General features: G+C 37.7%; 18 protein-coding genes. 8 read left to right on the top strand and 10 right to left on the bottom strand.

Annotated features, from left to right (window positions below; translation table 11 throughout):
* Complete coding sequence (locus EHQ58_RS07425) at nucleotides 1-870, top strand: DUF4870 domain-containing protein (protein WP_135623241.1); 870 nt, start codon at nucleotides 1-3, stop codon at nucleotides 868-870.
* Nucleotides 870-1,682, top strand: a complete 813-nt coding sequence (locus EHQ58_RS07420) for an inositol monophosphatase family protein (protein ID WP_135623240.1) — start codon at nucleotides 870-872, stop codon at nucleotides 1,680-1,682. The genes EHQ58_RS07425 and EHQ58_RS07420 overlap by 1 nt, the downstream gene beginning before the upstream one ends.
* On the opposite strand, the gene EHQ58_RS07415 is transcribed toward EHQ58_RS07420, so the two are convergent.
* Genes EHQ58_RS07415 through EHQ58_RS07400 form a run of 4 tightly spaced genes read right to left on the bottom strand, consistent with a single transcriptional unit; the run spans nucleotide 1,663 to nucleotide 5,966 of the window.
* Entirely contained in the window at nucleotides 1,663-2,835 is a 1,173-nt protein-coding gene (locus EHQ58_RS07415) for a glycosyltransferase family 4 protein (RefSeq protein ID WP_135623239.1), read from the bottom strand. The genes EHQ58_RS07420 and EHQ58_RS07415 overlap by 20 nt on opposite strands.
* Nucleotides 2,832-3,887 carry a glycosyltransferase gene (locus tag EHQ58_RS07410; protein WP_135623238.1) on the bottom strand — a complete coding sequence of 352 codons (1,056 nt, stop codon included), beginning with the start codon at nucleotides 3,885-3,887 and terminating at the stop codon, nucleotides 2,832-2,834. Before EHQ58_RS07410 ends, EHQ58_RS07415 begins: the two co-directional genes overlap by 4 nt.
* Complete coding sequence (locus tag EHQ58_RS07405; RefSeq protein ID WP_135623237.1) at nucleotides 3,884-4,939, bottom strand: glycosyltransferase; 1,056 nt, start codon at nucleotides 4,937-4,939, stop codon at nucleotides 3,884-3,886. The genes EHQ58_RS07410 and EHQ58_RS07405 overlap by 4 nt, the downstream gene beginning before the upstream one ends.
* Nucleotide 4,940: 1 nt before the next feature.
* On the bottom strand, nucleotides 4,941-5,966 hold the full coding sequence (locus EHQ58_RS07400; RefSeq protein WP_135623236.1) for an LIC_10202 family protein: 1,026 nt from the start codon (nucleotides 5,964-5,966) through the stop codon (nucleotides 4,941-4,943).
* An 85-nt stretch (nucleotides 5,967-6,051) separates the two neighbouring features.
* Here EHQ58_RS07400 and EHQ58_RS07395 point away from each other — a divergent pair, with 85 nt between their 5' ends.
* Nucleotides 6,052-6,954 (top strand): GDP-mannose 4,6-dehydratase, encoded by a 903-nt coding sequence (locus EHQ58_RS07395; RefSeq protein ID WP_135623235.1) that lies wholly within the window; start codon nucleotides 6,052-6,054, stop codon nucleotides 6,952-6,954.
* Here EHQ58_RS07395 and EHQ58_RS07390 read toward each other — a convergent pair.
* Both EHQ58_RS07390 and EHQ58_RS07385 read right to left on the bottom strand, forming a co-directional pair.
* On the bottom strand, nucleotides 6,945-8,138 hold the full coding sequence (locus tag EHQ58_RS07390) for a M48 family metallopeptidase (RefSeq protein WP_135623234.1): 1,194 nt from the start codon (nucleotides 8,136-8,138) through the stop codon (nucleotides 6,945-6,947). The genes EHQ58_RS07395 and EHQ58_RS07390 overlap by 10 nt on opposite strands.
* 3 nt (nucleotides 8,139-8,141) lie before the next feature.
* Nucleotides 8,142-9,098: a YjgN family protein gene (locus EHQ58_RS07385; RefSeq protein WP_210412789.1), complete on the bottom strand. Its 957-nt coding sequence runs from the start codon at nucleotides 9,096-9,098 to the stop codon at nucleotides 8,142-8,144.
* A 124-nt stretch (nucleotides 9,099-9,222) separates the two neighbouring features.
* Here EHQ58_RS07385 and EHQ58_RS19085 point away from each other — a divergent pair, with 124 nt between their 5' ends.
* On the top strand, nucleotides 9,223-9,537 hold the full coding sequence (locus EHQ58_RS19085; RefSeq protein ID WP_425460475.1) for an LIC_11321 family protein: 315 nt from the start codon (nucleotides 9,223-9,225) through the stop codon (nucleotides 9,535-9,537).
* Complete coding sequence (locus EHQ58_RS07375) at nucleotides 9,513-10,508, top strand: patatin-like phospholipase family protein (RefSeq protein ID WP_135623232.1); 996 nt, start codon at nucleotides 9,513-9,515, stop codon at nucleotides 10,506-10,508. The genes EHQ58_RS19085 and EHQ58_RS07375 overlap by 25 nt, the downstream gene beginning before the upstream one ends.
* Here the strand turns inward: EHQ58_RS07375 and EHQ58_RS07370 are convergent.
* On the bottom strand, nucleotides 10,463-11,656 hold the full coding sequence (locus tag EHQ58_RS07370; RefSeq protein ID WP_135623231.1) for a pyridoxal phosphate-dependent aminotransferase: 1,194 nt from the start codon (nucleotides 11,654-11,656) through the stop codon (nucleotides 10,463-10,465). The genes EHQ58_RS07375 and EHQ58_RS07370 overlap by 46 nt on opposite strands.
* Before the next feature lie 94 nt (nucleotides 11,657-11,750).
* Between EHQ58_RS07370 and EHQ58_RS07365 the strand changes: the two genes are divergently transcribed.
* On the top strand, nucleotides 11,751-13,004 hold the full coding sequence (locus EHQ58_RS07365; RefSeq protein WP_135623230.1) for an MFS transporter: 1,254 nt from the start codon (nucleotides 11,751-11,753) through the stop codon (nucleotides 13,002-13,004).
* Here EHQ58_RS07365 and EHQ58_RS07360 read toward each other — a convergent pair.
* Both EHQ58_RS07360 and EHQ58_RS07355 read right to left on the bottom strand, forming a co-directional pair.
* Entirely contained in the window at nucleotides 12,996-13,955 is a 960-nt protein-coding gene (locus EHQ58_RS07360) for a hypothetical protein (RefSeq protein ID WP_135623229.1), read from the bottom strand. The two genes, EHQ58_RS07365 and EHQ58_RS07360, sit on opposite strands and share 9 nt — an antisense overlap.
* 10 nt (nucleotides 13,956-13,965) lie before the next feature.
* A complete protein-coding gene (locus tag EHQ58_RS07355) occupies nucleotides 13,966-14,439 on the bottom strand; it encodes a DUF3347 domain-containing protein (RefSeq protein WP_135623228.1) in 474 nt (157 codons plus the stop codon).
* 140 nt (nucleotides 14,440-14,579) lie between these two features.
* Between EHQ58_RS07355 and EHQ58_RS07350 the strand changes: the two genes are divergently transcribed.
* Both EHQ58_RS07350 and EHQ58_RS07345 read left to right on the top strand, forming a co-directional pair.
* The gene (locus EHQ58_RS07350) at nucleotides 14,580-14,930 is read left to right on the top strand and encodes a VOC family protein (RefSeq protein WP_135623227.1); all 351 of its coding nucleotides are present in this window, start codon (nucleotides 14,580-14,582) and stop codon (nucleotides 14,928-14,930) included.
* Nucleotides 14,931-14,974: 44 nt separating this feature from the next.
* Nucleotides 14,975-16,480 (top strand): hypothetical protein, encoded by a 1,506-nt coding sequence (locus EHQ58_RS07345; RefSeq protein WP_135623226.1) that lies wholly within the window; start codon nucleotides 14,975-14,977, stop codon nucleotides 16,478-16,480.
* On the opposite strand, the gene EHQ58_RS07340 is transcribed toward EHQ58_RS07345, so the two are convergent.
* A complete protein-coding gene (locus EHQ58_RS07340) occupies nucleotides 16,477-17,175 on the bottom strand; it encodes an LIC10067 family putative lipoprotein (protein WP_246047217.1) in 699 nt (232 codons plus the stop codon). The two genes, EHQ58_RS07345 and EHQ58_RS07340, sit on opposite strands and share 4 nt — an antisense overlap.
* Nucleotides 17,176-17,195 lie beyond the last annotated feature (20 nt).

Here is a 17,195-nt window from a genome sequence, read left to right as displayed (position 1 = left end):
ATGGCAGATGCAGACGAAATTTTACCGGAAGAAAAGCAGTGGGCTCGCAGGGCTCATTTAAGTACCTTACTTACCTATCCCATGGCGCTCCTTCCTTTTCCCTTCTCGATGGAAGTTTTGGGAGCCATGGTTTTTCCTTTTGTAATTTGGCTATCTCGAAATAAATCTTCATACTCAGGCAAACAATCACTGGAAGCTATGTATTTACAGGCATTAGTTGCCTTTGGCTATGTCGGATTCGGGAATGCTTTTTCAGAGGATCGCATTCTTTTGGTCTTCTCTTATGTTTTCGTGGCTATCGCACATTTAATCATGCTTGGTTTTGGAATCTTTAAGACTACATTAGGTAAACCTCATCATTATCCGTTTAGTTTTTTTCCCCTACTATTTTCTAGCAGTGCGACGAAACAGAACTGGAACGAATTAAAGAAACAGTTTTCCGATAAAGTTGAGTTCAATGAGTATAAAACGTTTATGGATAAACTTGACTTGCAAAAAGGTGGTATTGAGAAGGAAGTAAAATTTCTATCCGATACAACGTTGTTAAATCTTGGAAATGAGTATTTACATTCATTAGGAGATCTCCGCCTTCGTCTCGCTGAGGAGCCCCTATCTTATAAAAAAGCAAAACAATATATGAATTACTTTCCTGAGACAACATTAAAGATTTTATCACAATACAATCTGGTCTCAAAGGATCCACAACTCGCGGCAGAAAACGAAAAAAGAAAAATCGAGCTAAATCAATTATTGCATGAAGTGATCAAAACAACAGAACAGGTCCGCGCCAAATTGAAAGCAGATGAAACGCTGAACTTGGATGTTGAGATAACGGCTATGAAAAAAAATATCGAGTTTGGTGGTTATTAGTGGATTCTGAACTGAAAAGTCGGTCTTATCATTTTTTAAACTATCTACCGCAAGTTGGCAATCTACTCATAGAAAAACACCTTACACCTAACTTAGAGGTATTAGAAAAAAGTCTATATAATTTAGTGACAGAAGCAGACTTGGCTGCCGAAAGGATGGTCATTGAAGAGATCGAGAAAAACTTTCCAAGTGATGGTTTCTTATCTGAAGAATTTGGCGAAAAGGCGGGAGTTTCGGGCTATCGTTGGATCATCGACCCCTTAGACGGAACCACAAACTATGCTCATGGTTTGCCTTTGTATGGTGTTTCTATCGGGCTCGAAGAAGAAGACACGAAACTTCCCGTACTGGGCATGGTCCTATTTCCAGAGCTCGGAACTCTTTATCATGCCATCAAGGGAGAGGGTGCTTTTCGAGATAAAACGAGGATTAGTGTTTCAAAGCGAATGTCTATGAAAGATTCTCTTTTCTGTACAGGCTTCCCCTATGATCGAAATAATTCTCTCGATGTCCTAATGACCTATTATAAATCCATCCTTTCCAAATCTCGAGGCATTAGGAGAACGGGAGCTGCGACGCTAGATCTTTGCTGGGTTGCAGACGGCAAATTTGATGGATACTATGAATTAGGACTCAAACCTTGGGATATGGCGGCGGCGGGACTGATTGTGCAAGAAGCTGGCGGACGTTTGACGACCATGGATGGCAATGATTTTAATTTATATACTCCTAGTCTCTTAGCAACGAACGGACACCTTCATGAATTTATGTTAAATGAATTTGAAGGTCAAATCAACCGAGTAGTTTATTAACAGTAGAAATTAATTTCCGAGAGACAACATTATAGGTGAAATTGGCTAAGACATACTTCCTGCCATTTTCACCTAGTCTGCGACGAAGTTGCGGTCTCTCGATTAAATATTCAAGACATCGTCGAAACGATATCTCATCCGAATAGTGAAGCCCACCTTGGCTTCTTAAATTATGCCCTCGCATAACATCTGATTTACCATTTACTAAAACCGGTATTCCAAAAGACCAAGCTTCCATCATGGCAATCGAAAAACTTTCAAATGGTGAGGGGTTGATGAGTATCGTTGCCCGCCTCAGCAAGCTTTCCTTTTCTTTTTCGGAGACGAATCCTTTCATTTGAATGGATTTTGGTACGTCCTTAGAATCAAGGTGGTTGCTACCGATGCATACCATTTCAAGCTCAGGAGCTTCGTACGTGCCCATCCATTGATCAAAATATTGAAACAACTCTATAAATCCTTTCGCAGCCTCCATACGACCAAGAGTCAGTATTCTAACTTTCTGATCCTGTTTCAGAGCGGTAACGATTTGCTCCTTCACATAGGTTCCGATTAAAACATGGTTAGGTGTAGCTCCGAAACGATTTTCGAAAACTGTCAGTTCTTCTGGCGCGTTAAAAGAATAGGTATAGGTAGTCAGAAATGTCCGCTGATAAATCGGCAGAGAGAGTGCTGGTTCATCATGAAAAGTTGGGATGATTAGCTTTCGAATTTTAACATTTGGAAGAAGTTTTACAATGGGATAATACAAATAACCAATGAAAATCGCAAGATCGAATCTGCTTTGTTCCTTTAAGAAATTCGAAACCAATTTAGGTGAATAAGGACCTTGTTCGATAATGAATTTATCTTCTTCTTTTTCCTGTATAGAATCTAAATTATTTAGAAGCTCATTTAAGGAATGGTTCATGGATTGGATGTTTCTATTTCTTTCAACCGCAAAGCGATTGACCGTTATGTCATTCCATATCTCTTTCCCTTCGGGAAGTTCATTTTTCCAAGTCAGGTAATCTCTCGCACAAGTTGTAAAAATTTCTACATGGAAATCATTCTTTAAGATTAAAGCATAGTCTAAAGCCAGCTTCTCTGCTCCACCAGCGATATCGGGAAAAAATCTCGGGATAATGATCGCAATTCTCTTTCGGTCTGTCATTTTGCTTCTAGATAATTCATCAAAGGCTCAATTGAAGTTGATTTCAGATAATGAGACAGCCTTTCCGTTTGGTGGTTAATTTGCGTTTCTTTGAGTATTGGAGTTGATTCTAATTTCAAAATCAGATCGACTAATACTTCGTAATTTTTTTCAGAAAATAGAAATCCGGATCCACCTAAAGTTTCAGCAATCGCTCCTGCCTTATAAGCGATGACAGGAAGTTGAAAATACATAGCTTCCATCAACGGAACACAGAATCCTTCATGTTCACTCATAGAAATAAAATAATTACTCTCCCTATAATATTTTGACAGAATTTCCTCGTTTACATAGGAAACGATTTCGACTTGGTTTTCGAGGTCGTATGATTTGATCATGAATTCTAATTCATCAAGATAAGACTGTTGATTTGGATTTGAAAATCCTATCAGTTTTAAATGAAAATTTTTATGAGTTTTTTCCTTCCAAATCTTTGCAAATTTTATAAGATCATTTTGTTTCTTGTTGGGTGCAATGCGACCAACAAATAAAAATTGAAGGTCCTTTTTGGTAATCGGGGATTTATTGTAAGACTCCCATTTTGAAAAATTTAGATTGAGAGGCATCAATTTTACATTTCGATACCCTAGTTCTGTCAGTTCTTGTTTATTAAAATCCGAAACTGCGAAATAGGCATCAAACTGATCCTTAATTTGATATAAGTCATTTCTTCCCTCAGTTAATAGATATGTAAATTTCAAATCATAGGGTTCAAAAAAATGGTTAGGCGTTACATTGTGATAAATTAGAATCTTTTTATTCTTAAATTTCAATATAAATGGTAATACATCCGAATGTATAGAATGATGATATACGATTACATCATCATTCTTTATATCTGCCTTATTAAATTTTGTTACATATGATCTATCTGGTTTATTTATATTTTCAGAATAGAGTTCACTCGTATAGCCTTCAGATTTTAATTTCTTTTTTAATTCCAGCATTTCTTGTGAAATGGCATCACCAAGCTGAAAGCCTGCGGAAAATTGTAAGATTCTACCTTTGCTCATTTTTGTCTCAGTAGGTAAGGGAGTACTTTTTGCCAAGGGTAATCATTATAGTATTTGAGACTCCTGAACTGTTCTTGTATCATTTTAGATTTTTTTGCTTCATCCATAATTTTTTCAGAAATCAGCTCTGCCAATAAATTGTACTCTTTTGTTTTGAAGAGAATGCCTGCTTGATTCATGGTTGACCTTGTGGCGCAGGCATCAAAAGCAAAAACCGGAATGCCAATACCGTATGCCTCTAATATGGGCAAACAAAAACCTTCATGTTCGCTCATTGAGACAAGTGCACTGGTATCTCGCATCGTATGGATAACCTCGTTGTCCGATAGGTTGGTTTTAAACAAAACTGAATCCGTTAATTCTAAATTTTCGACGAGTTGTTGCAATCTAGAAAAATAACCATCAAAGGCTCCAATAATGGACCCAATGCAATATAGTTTTGCAGATGGAAATTTACTCTTCCAGATCCAAAAAAAATTGATTAAATCTTCCCACTTCTTCTGCGGCGCATACCTTCCAACAAAACAGATGTTATTGTTTGCTCTAGTGATGGGCGGAAACTCCTCATATTTTTTGCATATCGGAATTACCCTTAAACTTCGGTAATCAAATGATTTAAGAATATAGGCATTGAATGGAGAATCGCACCAGGCAGCATCGCATGAAATAGATAGAGTGGCCAATTCTAGATAGGAGAGAGATTCAAATCTCCTCATTGCGGCGTAAATCTCAGGTGTCGTTGAATCTTTATAAAATGAAGATGGAGTTATATTATGAAATCTTAAAATTTTTTCTCCAGGAGCAGTTTGAAATTTATTAATGGGATAACCTTGCCCGCCATAATGAAGAATATGAATATCATTCGGTCTGAAACGAATAGAATCTTTTGTTGCATAAAATTCCGTATTTTCTATCTTCTTACCCGTTCTAGGGATGCGAGTGATAAAATTAGAGTGCCATCCTAAAGATAAAAATTCTTTGTGAAGACCAATCGCATCGTTGCCTACACCATCTGAGTCTTTTAGCTCATCTAAGTGTTGATATACGTTCATTCTAATTGATTTTGGTATACCGTAGTATTTTCATCGTTTCCTGATGAGTGAGATTTCGTTCCCGAGCAAAGCCCAATGGTTCTAAATAGGCAGGTAGTTTTTTCACATCCACTTTTGTAACTTCGATATCTTGAAAGGGAGAGGAATCTGCTGCATGATCACTTTGGATAGAAAAATATACATCATGTCCTTTAGTCATCCCAGAACTCAGTTCTATGAATAATTGATTTAAAAGGAAGGATGGAAATCGATTTAAAGGTATAAAAATCAGAACATCACTATTCGGTGGTAAAAAACTTCTTAGCGGGAAAAGAGAATTAACTTTTGAAATATGAGATGAAATTTTTGACTTAATGAAATTAACTTCTTCCTCAATATTACTGAATGCCTCAAAACGAATGTTAGCAATAGTCAGTTCTTTTAAAATGTATCCCCAAGTTGGCAATAGAACGGTCACTTGATTTTTTGATTTCAAATCTGCTATCGCATTATCCCAAAGATTGAGTTTTCCTGGCATATCAAAGTATTGAAATGTAGACCAACCAAAATCAATATTTTGATAATCAGGGCTAATATCTTTTTTCAAAAGATAGGTTGAATAAAATTTTTCTAATCGAATTTCAATTTTCTGAATTCTTTTCGTCAGTCGGATTAATTCGTGTAAGACGGAGAAAAAAGCTTTTATGCGATTTTCAGATAATTTTTTATCTACGAGTCCATAGAATTCTATGATACGAGTGAGCAGAAATTTGAAAGGTCCCTTGATGAACCAAAGTTTTGGATTCGTAAATTTTGGAGGTGAAATTCCTTTTTCGAAAAGAAAGGCTGTGCCCGCTGGGTCAAATTTACGAAAACCTTCAGGAGATTCTGGTTGAAATTCCATTTTTGAAATTCGTTCCCACTCCAGAGAGGAGGGAGGCGGAAGTACAATCTTAGATTCTATTTCTTGTATGATTTCCTGGACACTGAGCGCGGGATCTCTGATTTCCAAAAATGGGGATGGTTCAATTAAAGGTTCATTCTCCACGGATTTCTTTCTTTTGTTGAGAGGATTTGAAATTTTGAGAGGATGGCAAGAAAATCTTCTTATCTCTTTGGAAAATTCCTAATTTATGCAGAAATTTCGAGCGTTGGTAACAGGCGGGACAGGATTTGTCGGAAAATACTTAGTTTCCCTGCTAAATGAGAAGGGAAATTTTGAAATCGTCCTATTAAAATCGGACATTCGTGAAAAAGAGGCCATCAGTAGCGAAATTAAGTCCGTCAAACCGGACTTTCTCTTCCATCTGGCAGCCCAACCTTTTGTTCCAAAGGCTATGGAAGATCCATGGGATACGGAAGAAACAAACGTAAAGGGAACTCTGAATATATTGGAGAGCATACACCGATTGGCTCAGCCTGTAAAGATGGTGTATGTTTCCACAGCAGATGTGTATGGAAGGCAGGATTTCTCTACCTTACCGTATAACGAAAATCTAATACCAAATCCACTCAATCCTTATTCAGGGAGTAAACTAGCTGCAGAGTCCTATTGTAGGCAGTATGCAGCATACAACGATAAGTTAAGCATCGTAATTGCTAGGCCGTTCAATCATATCGGCGTTGGTCAAAGGCCAGAATTTGTAATCCCAAACTTTTGCAATCAGATCATCCAAGCAGAATTGACGGGATCTGATTTTATTAGCGTTGGAGATTTAAATCCGACACGTGATTTTTCAAACGTCAAAGATATCGTAAATGGATATTTAATTTTAGCAGAATATGGAAAAGCAGGAGAAATCTATAATCTTTGTTCTGGAAAAGAGGTTAGCATACGTTATCTTGTGGAAACCCTTATTCATCTATCAGGTAAAAATATTAAATGCAAAGTCGATCCAGCGAGAATTAGAAGCGCAGAGACAAGCCGAGTATTTGGTGATAATTTGAAGATGATTTCACTTGGTTGGAAACCTCAAATTTCGATTGAGGAAACTTTAAAAGAAATCTACTTCTCGATAAAAAAGAATTATTTATAAGACTCCACTTTGCATGAGCTTCTGGTAGATTCCCACTCACTGGAACTTACTAACAATTTGGAATTGATCCGGCCATTATTTCCTAATGCTTGTTCAACGAAAAGGATGCGATCTTCCGTTGGTGGATGGCTGCTTAATAATTTTAGTATATTGTCTCTAATCCTAATTGTGAGAGTTTGATTGCTTGTTTCCGTCGGAATCGATGTTTTATTTATATCTAAAGTAGTTTCATGATTTTGCATCCGTTTTAAGAACGTAAGCAGTCCTGAGGCATTGCGATTTGCATTTTTGAGGATGATCAAGGCATTTTGATCTGCTTCCTCTTCAAAATCACGTGAATACTTCAAAACAGCGATCGTACTTCCTATTTCCGTCAATGTCTCGAGAGTTTGAAAGTCGCCAAGTCCCGGACCTACGAGTAAGCTAATTAAAAAGGAAGTACCTAATGCTTTGATGAGACTTCGAACGTGATGCCTCCTTTCAACATGGGAGATTTCATGAGCTAGCACTCCTAAAATTTCGTCCTGACTGTTGCTTGCTTGCAATAAACCGCTGAAAAAGTAAATTTTACCACCGGCGAGGGAAATCGCATTTTCCTCATCTTCGTTAATCACTTGTACTTTGTATTTGATTTTGGAATTTTTGGGTACTAGCTCAGCTAGTGCGAGTGAAAAAAAATGTTCCATTTTTTTCGATTCACACAATTTGAAACTTGATCGAATATTTTTATCATAGTTTTCCCCAAGCGATTCGTCGATGGAAGCGGGAAGGAAGAGATAGATTTTTTGGAGAGCAAAAAAATAACTTCCAACTATTAAGAGTAAAAAGGAGAGACCGATTGCGATAATGGATATAGGACGGAGATTGCGAAAAAAGAGCGCAAGGGTTTGAAAAAAATTTTCACCGTGCTTATTTCGTATCCATATCTTTTCTATCGTAATTGCTTCCTTTTTATCACATAACAATTCTATTGTCGGACTTTCTCTTTTTTCATCACTTTGCAAAGTTATTTTTAAGCCATTGTGAATTTTTTCTACTTGGTAAAATGAGTCAAAAGGAAAGGTGAAAATTTGCTGTGCAATAGCTATCTGTAGAGTTTCATTTTTAATTTGTGCGATTCCCTTTTCAGGTATCGCACTCTTTCCATTGAAATAACGAACGTTATAATTTACAGGCTCCTGCATGGATTAGCCTAAAAATGAATCCAGCGCATTCGAGATCGCTTCGATCCCTTCAGTAGTCGCCGATGCTGTCGTATCTGTTTTTGCTTCTATGCTAGTAAAATCAACTTCTGCTTCTAAACTGATCGTCTCCAGAAATAATTTTGTCATTCGGACTACGACCCATGCGAAACCAAAACCAAAAGAAAAAATAATGATTATGTAAGATAGAGCAACATTACCGAAAATTTGAAGCCCTGTGATATCTGAATTAAATTTTTTGCCTTGGAAAGAGGTTCTGTCCCAAATAAAGTTTTGAAGATCGGCAATAAACCATGAAATATAAATTCCAAAAGTGATTATAGATAAGAATATACCTTTCAGATAGATGAAGAATAATTCCTGTCCATCCGCTTCAAAACCAAAATTTGTATTACCATATCTCGAATTTGCGATCAGATAAGATTCTTTTTCAGAATAGAACCAGGGATAATAGATTCCAAGTGTAAGTATTGTTAAAGTGATTCCTTTCAAATAAATTTTGGCAACTTCAAGCGCTTTTCCATCAAATCCAAATCTTAAATTTCTATACGCCATTCGTGAAGTTAAATATTTTCTTTTACCGACAACGATCAGTGGGATTAAGCAAAGAAATAAAACCAGATAAATGAGATATCCTACAATGATTGAAACGTAAGGAATGGGAACATAGGCGAGGAGTGTTCTTACCAGGTAGGTAACAAAAATAACAACGAAAAACAGACCTAATGCTTTTAGAAAACCTATAAATCTTTCTTTTCCTGTCCCGTGGAAAGAAAAACGCTCACCGGCCCATTCTAGGCTGGAGGCATTGTATTTCTGAACATTCGTTTTAGCCCAGAAAGAATAGATTCCTACTGTAACAATTGTAAGGAAAATGTTTTTAAGAAATATGAGAAACAGTTCCCCACCCGTACCGTGATAGATCAATCTTTTGTTATCCATATAACCTCCATTCAAAATTCTAATTTGCCAATTAAGACGAATTTTTGAGAAATCGTAAAGAATTTTCAAGGATTGCATTTGGGATTAATATTTCGTCAGTAATCAGCGGGAAACTGCCGTCTATATGATTAAGATGCAAAAAAAACAAAGCACAGAATCGTTACGCCTGACTTTTTTAATTTTACTTTTTTGCACTCTTGGCCTTGGTTCACAATCGTATACCGAACTTCCTCCAGGTGCCAATGATCTACAGGGACAGGATAAATCGGTACGGCAGCCGCCTGCTCGAAAAGATAAAAAAGGGTGTTGCAAAATTAAGTATCCAGCCGGTGGATATGATTTCTTCTTAGCTACTGAAGAAGCTTGTAGAAGCAGTCTATATTTTGATAGATTCTTAGGAGAGAACAATACATTATGCTTCCGGTGGGAAGAGGACTAGACCTCAAAAATTTAACTGAAGTAAAAGATCAGTTCTTCCAAACTCTAAATCGTTTCATACCTGTTTTTGAAGTTTCATTAGCACTCGCAGGCGGTGGCTGCAAAGCATTTTATGCACTTGGCGTTGGCAAGGTTTTACGAGATTGGGGCGTGCGATTCAACGAGGTCTCGGGTGTATCAGCGGGTGCTGCGATGGCTATGAGTGTGCTTTCGGAAAGCGAGGAAGCAACCGTTGAATATTTTGAAGAAATCACGAAACGCAATTCACGCAATTTTCATTTTTCGAATCTTCTACGGGGAGAGCCCACTTTCCCGCATGAGGAAATGTATCGCCGTGGGATTCGTTTCGGTATGCACTTCGATAAGATCCTCGCCTCTGGTGCGAAAGTGATCATTCATACTGTCCGAGCCCATCCTAAAGAAAATTCCTTAAAAAACAAATTTCGCTTAGCACGCCTTATCAGTGAGACAGGTCGCGCCTTTATTCAAGATGATCGAGATAAATCTGAAGGAAAGCCGGCAAGTCGAATGCCAGAAATCATGAAAAAGTGGAATATGGAAGACATTGATTTCACAGAAAAAGATTTTACGAATCCAGAAATCATTGAACAATTCATATTGAATTCATCTTCGATTCCTCCCATTGTAGATTTTCAGTCAGTTAATAACGAATATTATTTGGATGGGGGACTTACCAATAATCTAGTAATAGAGAAATTTTCTCCAAACGCCAAAATTATAGGAATCTATTACGAGCCATCCACGATCGTCGGGAAGGATCCAGATTTATTGAAGAGAACGTACCTAATCAAACCATCAAAAAAACTTACCATTTCTTCTTTTGATTACACGAATCCCGTTGGTGTTAGAGAAACGTTTGAGCTAGGAAAACGTGATGCTGAGGAACAGAAATCGGAAATTTTAGATTATTTGAGAAAAGATGTTAGCTCCTTCAATCCAGCTAAAAATTGATCCTCTGAAACAATAAGGCTCATAACCAGAATCAATCGTTCAGGTTTAAACCCATACCACTCACCGGGATGAGTATACACATTACAAGAATCTAGCACAAGTTCTGCTAATACCTCGGAGTTTTCAAACTTTAATGAGTTGAGTTCTATCAATCCATACCAACCTGCCTGAAACGAAATCCAATTTATATTTTCATTATCAGAAAAGATCTCGGATGCCGCGGCTAGATTGCGACGAATTCGATTTCTAATTTGATTTTGAATCATCGGAGACCATTTCAATAATTCTGGTAAGATGTTTTGTACCGGTTCGTTAACCGAGAGATATGTATCTGAGAGCAATTCAAGTCCTGCAAGCGCTCTTTCCTTAAAACTTAAGTTTCCATTTACATGTATCCAACCCAATTTCAATTGAGGGAGTGCGAGAAGTTTTGAGATTCCATTTAATATAAAGACAGGTGCCTCTGTCGAGGAAGGGTAAAAAAAATCTGATTCATCAAAAAAATAAGATGAAAATACTTCATCAATGATCAACGGGATTTGTGTTTCGAGAGACCATTGCATCCAAAGTGTCCAATCCGATTTTGATAAAAAACTTCCCGTGGGATTAGCGGGACTGACAATGATGACGGCTCTCGTCAGCTTTGATACTTTTGATTTCATAGACTCAAGGTTATACTGCCATTTACCTTTTTCCGCTTCGTATAACGGAAAATCTATTGCATTTATGTTTTCAAATTCTGTTAAAAAGCTAAAAAGTGGGTAACCAGGGGATGGAACTAAAACTTCATCTCCAGGATTTGTCAAGAGTTTGAAAAGAAAAGAGTAACTTTCGGAAGTACTTGCCGTTAACAAAAGATCTGCTGGATCTACTTTTACTTGTTTTGAATGGAAAAAATTTGAAATCGCTTTTCTAGCCTGGAGTTGACCTTTTGGATTTGGATTGTACGTTGATGTAGATTTTGAATCCAAGTTATGAGAAATGACTTCCATGGGAAATATGAGTCCCGATTGTATGGGGTTAGAATTGACCATATCAATGATATTGATTTTATCAGCTTCCTTTGATTTTCTAATCGTACTAAGCTGATTGTCTTCTTCACCTAATGCCATCTCTTGGAACCGATCCGAAAACTTAAATTGATCCATTTACTGCAATCTTTGATAGGAAAGGAGATTCGGAAATCATTTTAAGAATGAGAATTTTGGATTCTTTTTTGACCCATTGGTCAATGATGGTAGAATGGAAATTGCGAACCCTCACCCGGACCACCATCCTCTTCATACTGTCCAAAAAGAAAGAGCTATTATATTTATACTAGCGGCACTTCAGTTTTTACATATTTTAGATTTTGTAATTATGATGCCTCTGGGTCCTGTATTTATGGAAAGCTTCCATATCGGATCTGCACAATTTGGCTTTTTAGTTTCCGCCTACACATTTAGTGCGGGAATTTTCGGATTCATTGGAGCCTTTTTTTTAGATCGTTTTGACCGAAAACATGCTCTCCTGACGGTTTATGCAGGTTTTGCCTTAGGAACTCTGCTATGTGCTTTCGCGCCCACGTATAACACCTTTCTTACAGCCAGGATCATCGCTGGAGGATTTGGCGGAGTGATCGGAGCCCTCGTGCTATCCATCATTGGTGATATCATACCGATTTTTCGTCGAGGAGTGGCGACAGGCGTGGTGATGTCGGCATTTTCCGTAGCTTCGGTTATCGGAGTTCCAGCAGGGTTGTACTTTGCAAATCAATATGGTTGGCATTTTCCATTTCTAGCGCTTGCGATTCTAAGCTTTTTATTATTGCCGATCGCTGCAAAAGTTTTACCTCGGATCAGGATTCATTTAGACCAACGCATGGAAGGAGATAAAAAATGGGATGCCATCCGCTTAGTCTTTACTAGGAAATCGCATTACAGATCTTTTGCGTTTATGGTCGCACTTATGTTCGGAGGTTTTACGATCATCCCCTTCTTAAGTCCTTACCTCGTTTCGAATGTCGGATTGACCAAAGAGGAACTTCCATATATTTATTTTTTCGGTGGACTTTTCACATTCTTTACGAGTCGCATCATCGGTAAATTATCCGATAAGTATGGTAAATATCCCGTTTATGCTGTACTCGGAATTTTGTCAGTGATTCCTGTTTCTTTGATTACAAGTATTGGCAAAACATCTCTACCGTTAGTCGTCACACTGACGACGGTTTTTATGATTATCGTATCTGGGCGAATGGTTCCTGCCTTTGCTATGGTCACGTCGACTGTTGAGCCAAAAATCAGAGGCAGTTTTATGTCTATCAATTCCTCCATTCAACAGATAGCTTCAGGTGCTGCCTCTTTTATTTCAGGATTGATCTTAACTCAAGAAATGGATGGCACGTTAACAAATTTTGAATACGTTGGAATGCTTTCTGTTTTCAGCTTGTTGTTTAGTGTTTATCTTGCTTCTAAAATTAAAGTAGCCGAAGTAAAGTCTTTAGATTCAAAGTAAATCATTGCGGAGCCTTTTGAGAATATCGAGGCTTCCGTTTTTTAAGAAACTCAAGATTAGCTCCCGTTGTGAAGTAGTTATCATTTGTTTTTCTTGCATTTGATTTAAAATCTCGGATGCTGTACCGATTTCGAGCCCATTTAACTCGGAGTAAATGAATTGAATACTTAGGTCGATTCTGTTTTTTTCGGTGTATATTAATAGCTTTTCTGTTAATTCAAGGATTTGTTTTTGTCTTTTTATGAGCTCTTCCATCGTGGATAGGATCATAAAAATTTCAATATCGTCAGCAAAAAGTGAAATCATATGATCATAGATCTGCGGTGTTTGAATCGGAAGTTCATAGATTTCATCACCTAAGGCTCGATATAAGATGATTTCTTCTTCTGGAGTAAATCCGGTGAAATCTCTTAAATTTGAAACTATGTTTGAAGGAAGAATGATTAAAAATTGTGCGGCTAACTCAGCTTCCTTTGCTTCCCGAATGAAATAAACAATCGTATCACAGATCTTTTGAGAATTGATATAAGTCCAATACCTGTAACTTTTAACTTTAAAAATACTTTTATACCTTTTATCTCGAGGAGAACTGGCCATGATGTTTTTAAAGGATGTAAAATCAGATTTGAAAAGAGCCGCAAGAGTTCTCGGCGAAAAATTTTCAATAATATCTTTAACTGAGGCAGGGTCGTTGATATATAAAAAATAGGTTATAAGCTCTTTATTCTCCGCTGACTTATGGAAGAATTCTTCTAATACAGACGGATGGGCTTGTAGAAATGCAGAAACTCCCACACCAAATGTGACACGCTCTTGCAAGAAGAGGTCAAATTTTTTTTCAGCAATACACTCGAAGTTTTCTTTTTCCTTCCTTGTCTTCTTTGCAAGAGTATTCTTACAGTCGATGGGACAGGGTAGGTCTAAATTAACTCCAAATGTACAGGATTCCATTTAATTTGTATTAGTGGGGTTCTTGAAGTATTTCCCCACAATCCCTCATCTCTGGAGAGTATGGATTTCTTACTTCCTTATCTTTGGCGACCCAATATCTTTCAACCATTGGGCAGTAAAATTTCTGATATGCTCCGGGTAACTTTACTTCATTTTTAATCTCTGAAAGAATAATCGCAAATTTTGAAAGTTGATCATAAGAGAGTTCTAAATCATTTGGATTTTTAGGAATATTTTCCGTTAGTTGGGATTTCCAATCCTTAATTTTAGGATGTTCGGAGGCAGATAAGGCATTTACAGTCATTTGAATGCCTGCGACTTCTAACTTTGGAGTAGGCAGTAAAAGACCCTCATGAAGTTTTTGAGACTCTTCAAAAACATCGGTTAATAATTGAACATCTTTTTCGGAATATGGAATTTTTGCTGGCTCGCAGTTTGCAAAAAGAGAAAGTAAAATTAGGGAGAGAGTGAGAAAAACTTTCATTTTTTAATAAAAAATTAAATGGCAAAGCTTTGGAACCCATTTTTAACTCGATTGTTCGTAGAATTCCTATTGCTTTTTTCTCGACAAAGCCGCATTTTTGAGCATGATGACAGAAAAGTCCATCAAGGTATAGAAATAGCATGATCATCGTAGAAGGCATAGGCCACGTCAACATTCCAGTTTCCCAGCTAGAAGCTTCCATTGAGTTTTATCGGGAAATTTTTGATTTCGAGGTGGAAACTAAGAAAGAAACGGAAGCTATTCTGTCTTTGGATTCCTTTAAAATCCGTCTCGTTCAGACGGCGCCGAAGGATCAGTCGATGCCTGTCATTAGTTTTGTGATGGACGTGGATGATTTTACAGAAGCGATCTCTGAACTCGAAGAAAAGAATGTGAAAATCGTGAAGGGTCCGGAAGGAACCGAAAACGGTGAGAGCCTCACATTTTCTGATCCGAGTCAAAATTTAATCGAGATTTACTACGAAAACTAATTCGGGTTGATTTTTTTAAAAATCCCAATTAAAGTCCTCTTGGCATGCAATCGGCAACCCAAGAGGATCAATTAGAATTAGAGGCCATTCGAGATTTCAAAAAAGGCTACGTCTACTTTCTCACAAGCTTACAGACGCTCGTTGCGAGCTTCCTTCAATTTCTGACAGCTGGATCCATCTCCGAACAAAACAAGCGAGATTTACTTCCTTATCGAAAGGCTCTGGACCAAGAGCTGAATAAGAGCCAAAAACAAATCAAAGACATCATTTTTAACCTGGATGAAAAGCATATGTATCCAATGGTGAAAAAGGAATACTCGCGATACTTTCAGGGTGGTTATGCGGATGGTCCGCGCACAGAATTCGTCCAATTCAATTTGATCTTTGAAATGCTGCGAAATTTTGCCATGGAATCAAAAGAGAGTTGGTTAGAGATTAGAAAATCAATCACATCCGGGACCTTTCATGATCCAGTGTTCAGAGATGATTCTATCTTAAACTTCAGAATCATTCCTGCTTTAGAAAAAATTGACCAACTCAGCATTTTATTGAAACGAATGGCTTACGTTTTAGACATTGAAAATTATAAATCAGTCTTAGAAACAAGGAACACCAAACCGAAGTTTCGTGAAAATCTACAATATAAATTGTCTTCCGTTTTCACAGAAAACTTATACCAAGAAAATTTGGTAGCAAATACTGAATATGCTGGTCCTTTGCCTGGACTCGATGTGGATGAATCCATTATTTCAATGAGATCCGCGAAAAAAGAGCAGAGCGCTGAACCAAAACCAGCTGCCAAGATCGATAAAAAACCTCAGGATGGCATTATCAATTTCATCCAAGCTTACGGAAAGTATTCATGGAATTCAGATCAACATTACTTTTTTCGTTTTGAAATTGAAAAATATGTAAGTGAAAAGGCTTATTTCAATCAAACGATTAGCATGGATACCCATCTTGGAGCGGATGAACAAATGTTGCGCTCCGAGTTGATCAAATCACTCTCGAGCATCAAAAGAAAAAATAAAACAAGTGAAGAATACGAAACCGAATACTTGACTTTTTTAACAAATTTTTTTGATTTCATCGAAAATATCATCATTATGAATTTAGGGATTCCCAATCAATTGAAATGGGTTTTCCTTTTTCACATTGGCCCGTCCCATTTTTATATGATCGCTAAAAAGTTTTTAATGGAAGTGAATACAGGATATCTACATGTCCAATCTTTGGACGGTAAAAAGGTAACGCGTATCATTCCTGGAGAAGTCGTAAAGAAACACGTCGTCGATTATTGGAATAAAGTGATCTTGCCAAATGTGGGAGAAGAGAAAAACAATCTCGCATTATTAAAACGAATTACGGAAGTCGTGGCAGAAAAATATAAAGAAGCATCGGCGCGAGCAATGGCTGAATATGAAAAATTACCCGCAGAGGTTAAGTCAAGTAAGAGAATTGATGAACTTTTTAGGGAGAATATGAACCATTGGATGGGCGCCGCAAATATTATCGTTTTTAAACGATTTGTTAAAAATAAATCGATCTAAATTTTTAAAGTGCAGGTAGCCGATCCAGCTGTGACGTAAAATTGCGATGAGTACCCGTCAGGAAGTGGTATGGTAGGATCTCTCTGTAAAATGTAATCGGTTGCCACACAACTCCTGTTGAATAACCTAACAGTCACGATGCTATCGCAAGAGATCGTCAAATTGGCTGAACCAAAAATGACATCGGTTCGAAATGCTTTGGTTTCAATCCCAGAGTAGACGATGCCTTTGCTGTCTCCTTGTTTGATTTCTGTTTCGCTTCCATATTGTTTGCCTGTTGCATCATAACAATCGATGAAAAATTCGGTTCCCGCACAATTGATACCCGAGGCTGTTCCAGCAATACAAGAGCCCCCAGCTTTCGAGACTGTGATATACCCAGAATAAACTCCATCTGGAACGGAGGTGTACAGCTCCGTACCTAGATTCGCAGAGATCGCCGCTTGGGTTTCATTGAAACGAACGACCGTATCGATTCCGAAATTGGAACCCTTAATGACTACCTGCGTGGGCGGATAGACGCCATTATCGTTATTTTGCCTTGGGGTCCCGATTTGGGGTGTCACTGAGGAAATGATAGGAGGGCTTACCAAAAGAGCCGCAAGAGGGTCGTCGGCATTTCCTTTGGAACAGCCGATGGCTAAGACGGCAAGTCCGAGAACAGTAGAGTAAAGGAATCTTTTATTGATGTTCATGCGGCTACCCTTCCATTATC

Origin of the sequence: Leptospira ognonensis, assembly GCF_004770745.1 — a bacterium.
In the GTDB taxonomy this organism is placed as follows: domain Bacteria; phylum Spirochaetota; class Leptospiria; order Leptospirales; family Leptospiraceae; genus Leptospira_A; species Leptospira_A ognonensis.
This window is presented reverse-complemented; position numbering and strand designations above follow the sequence as displayed.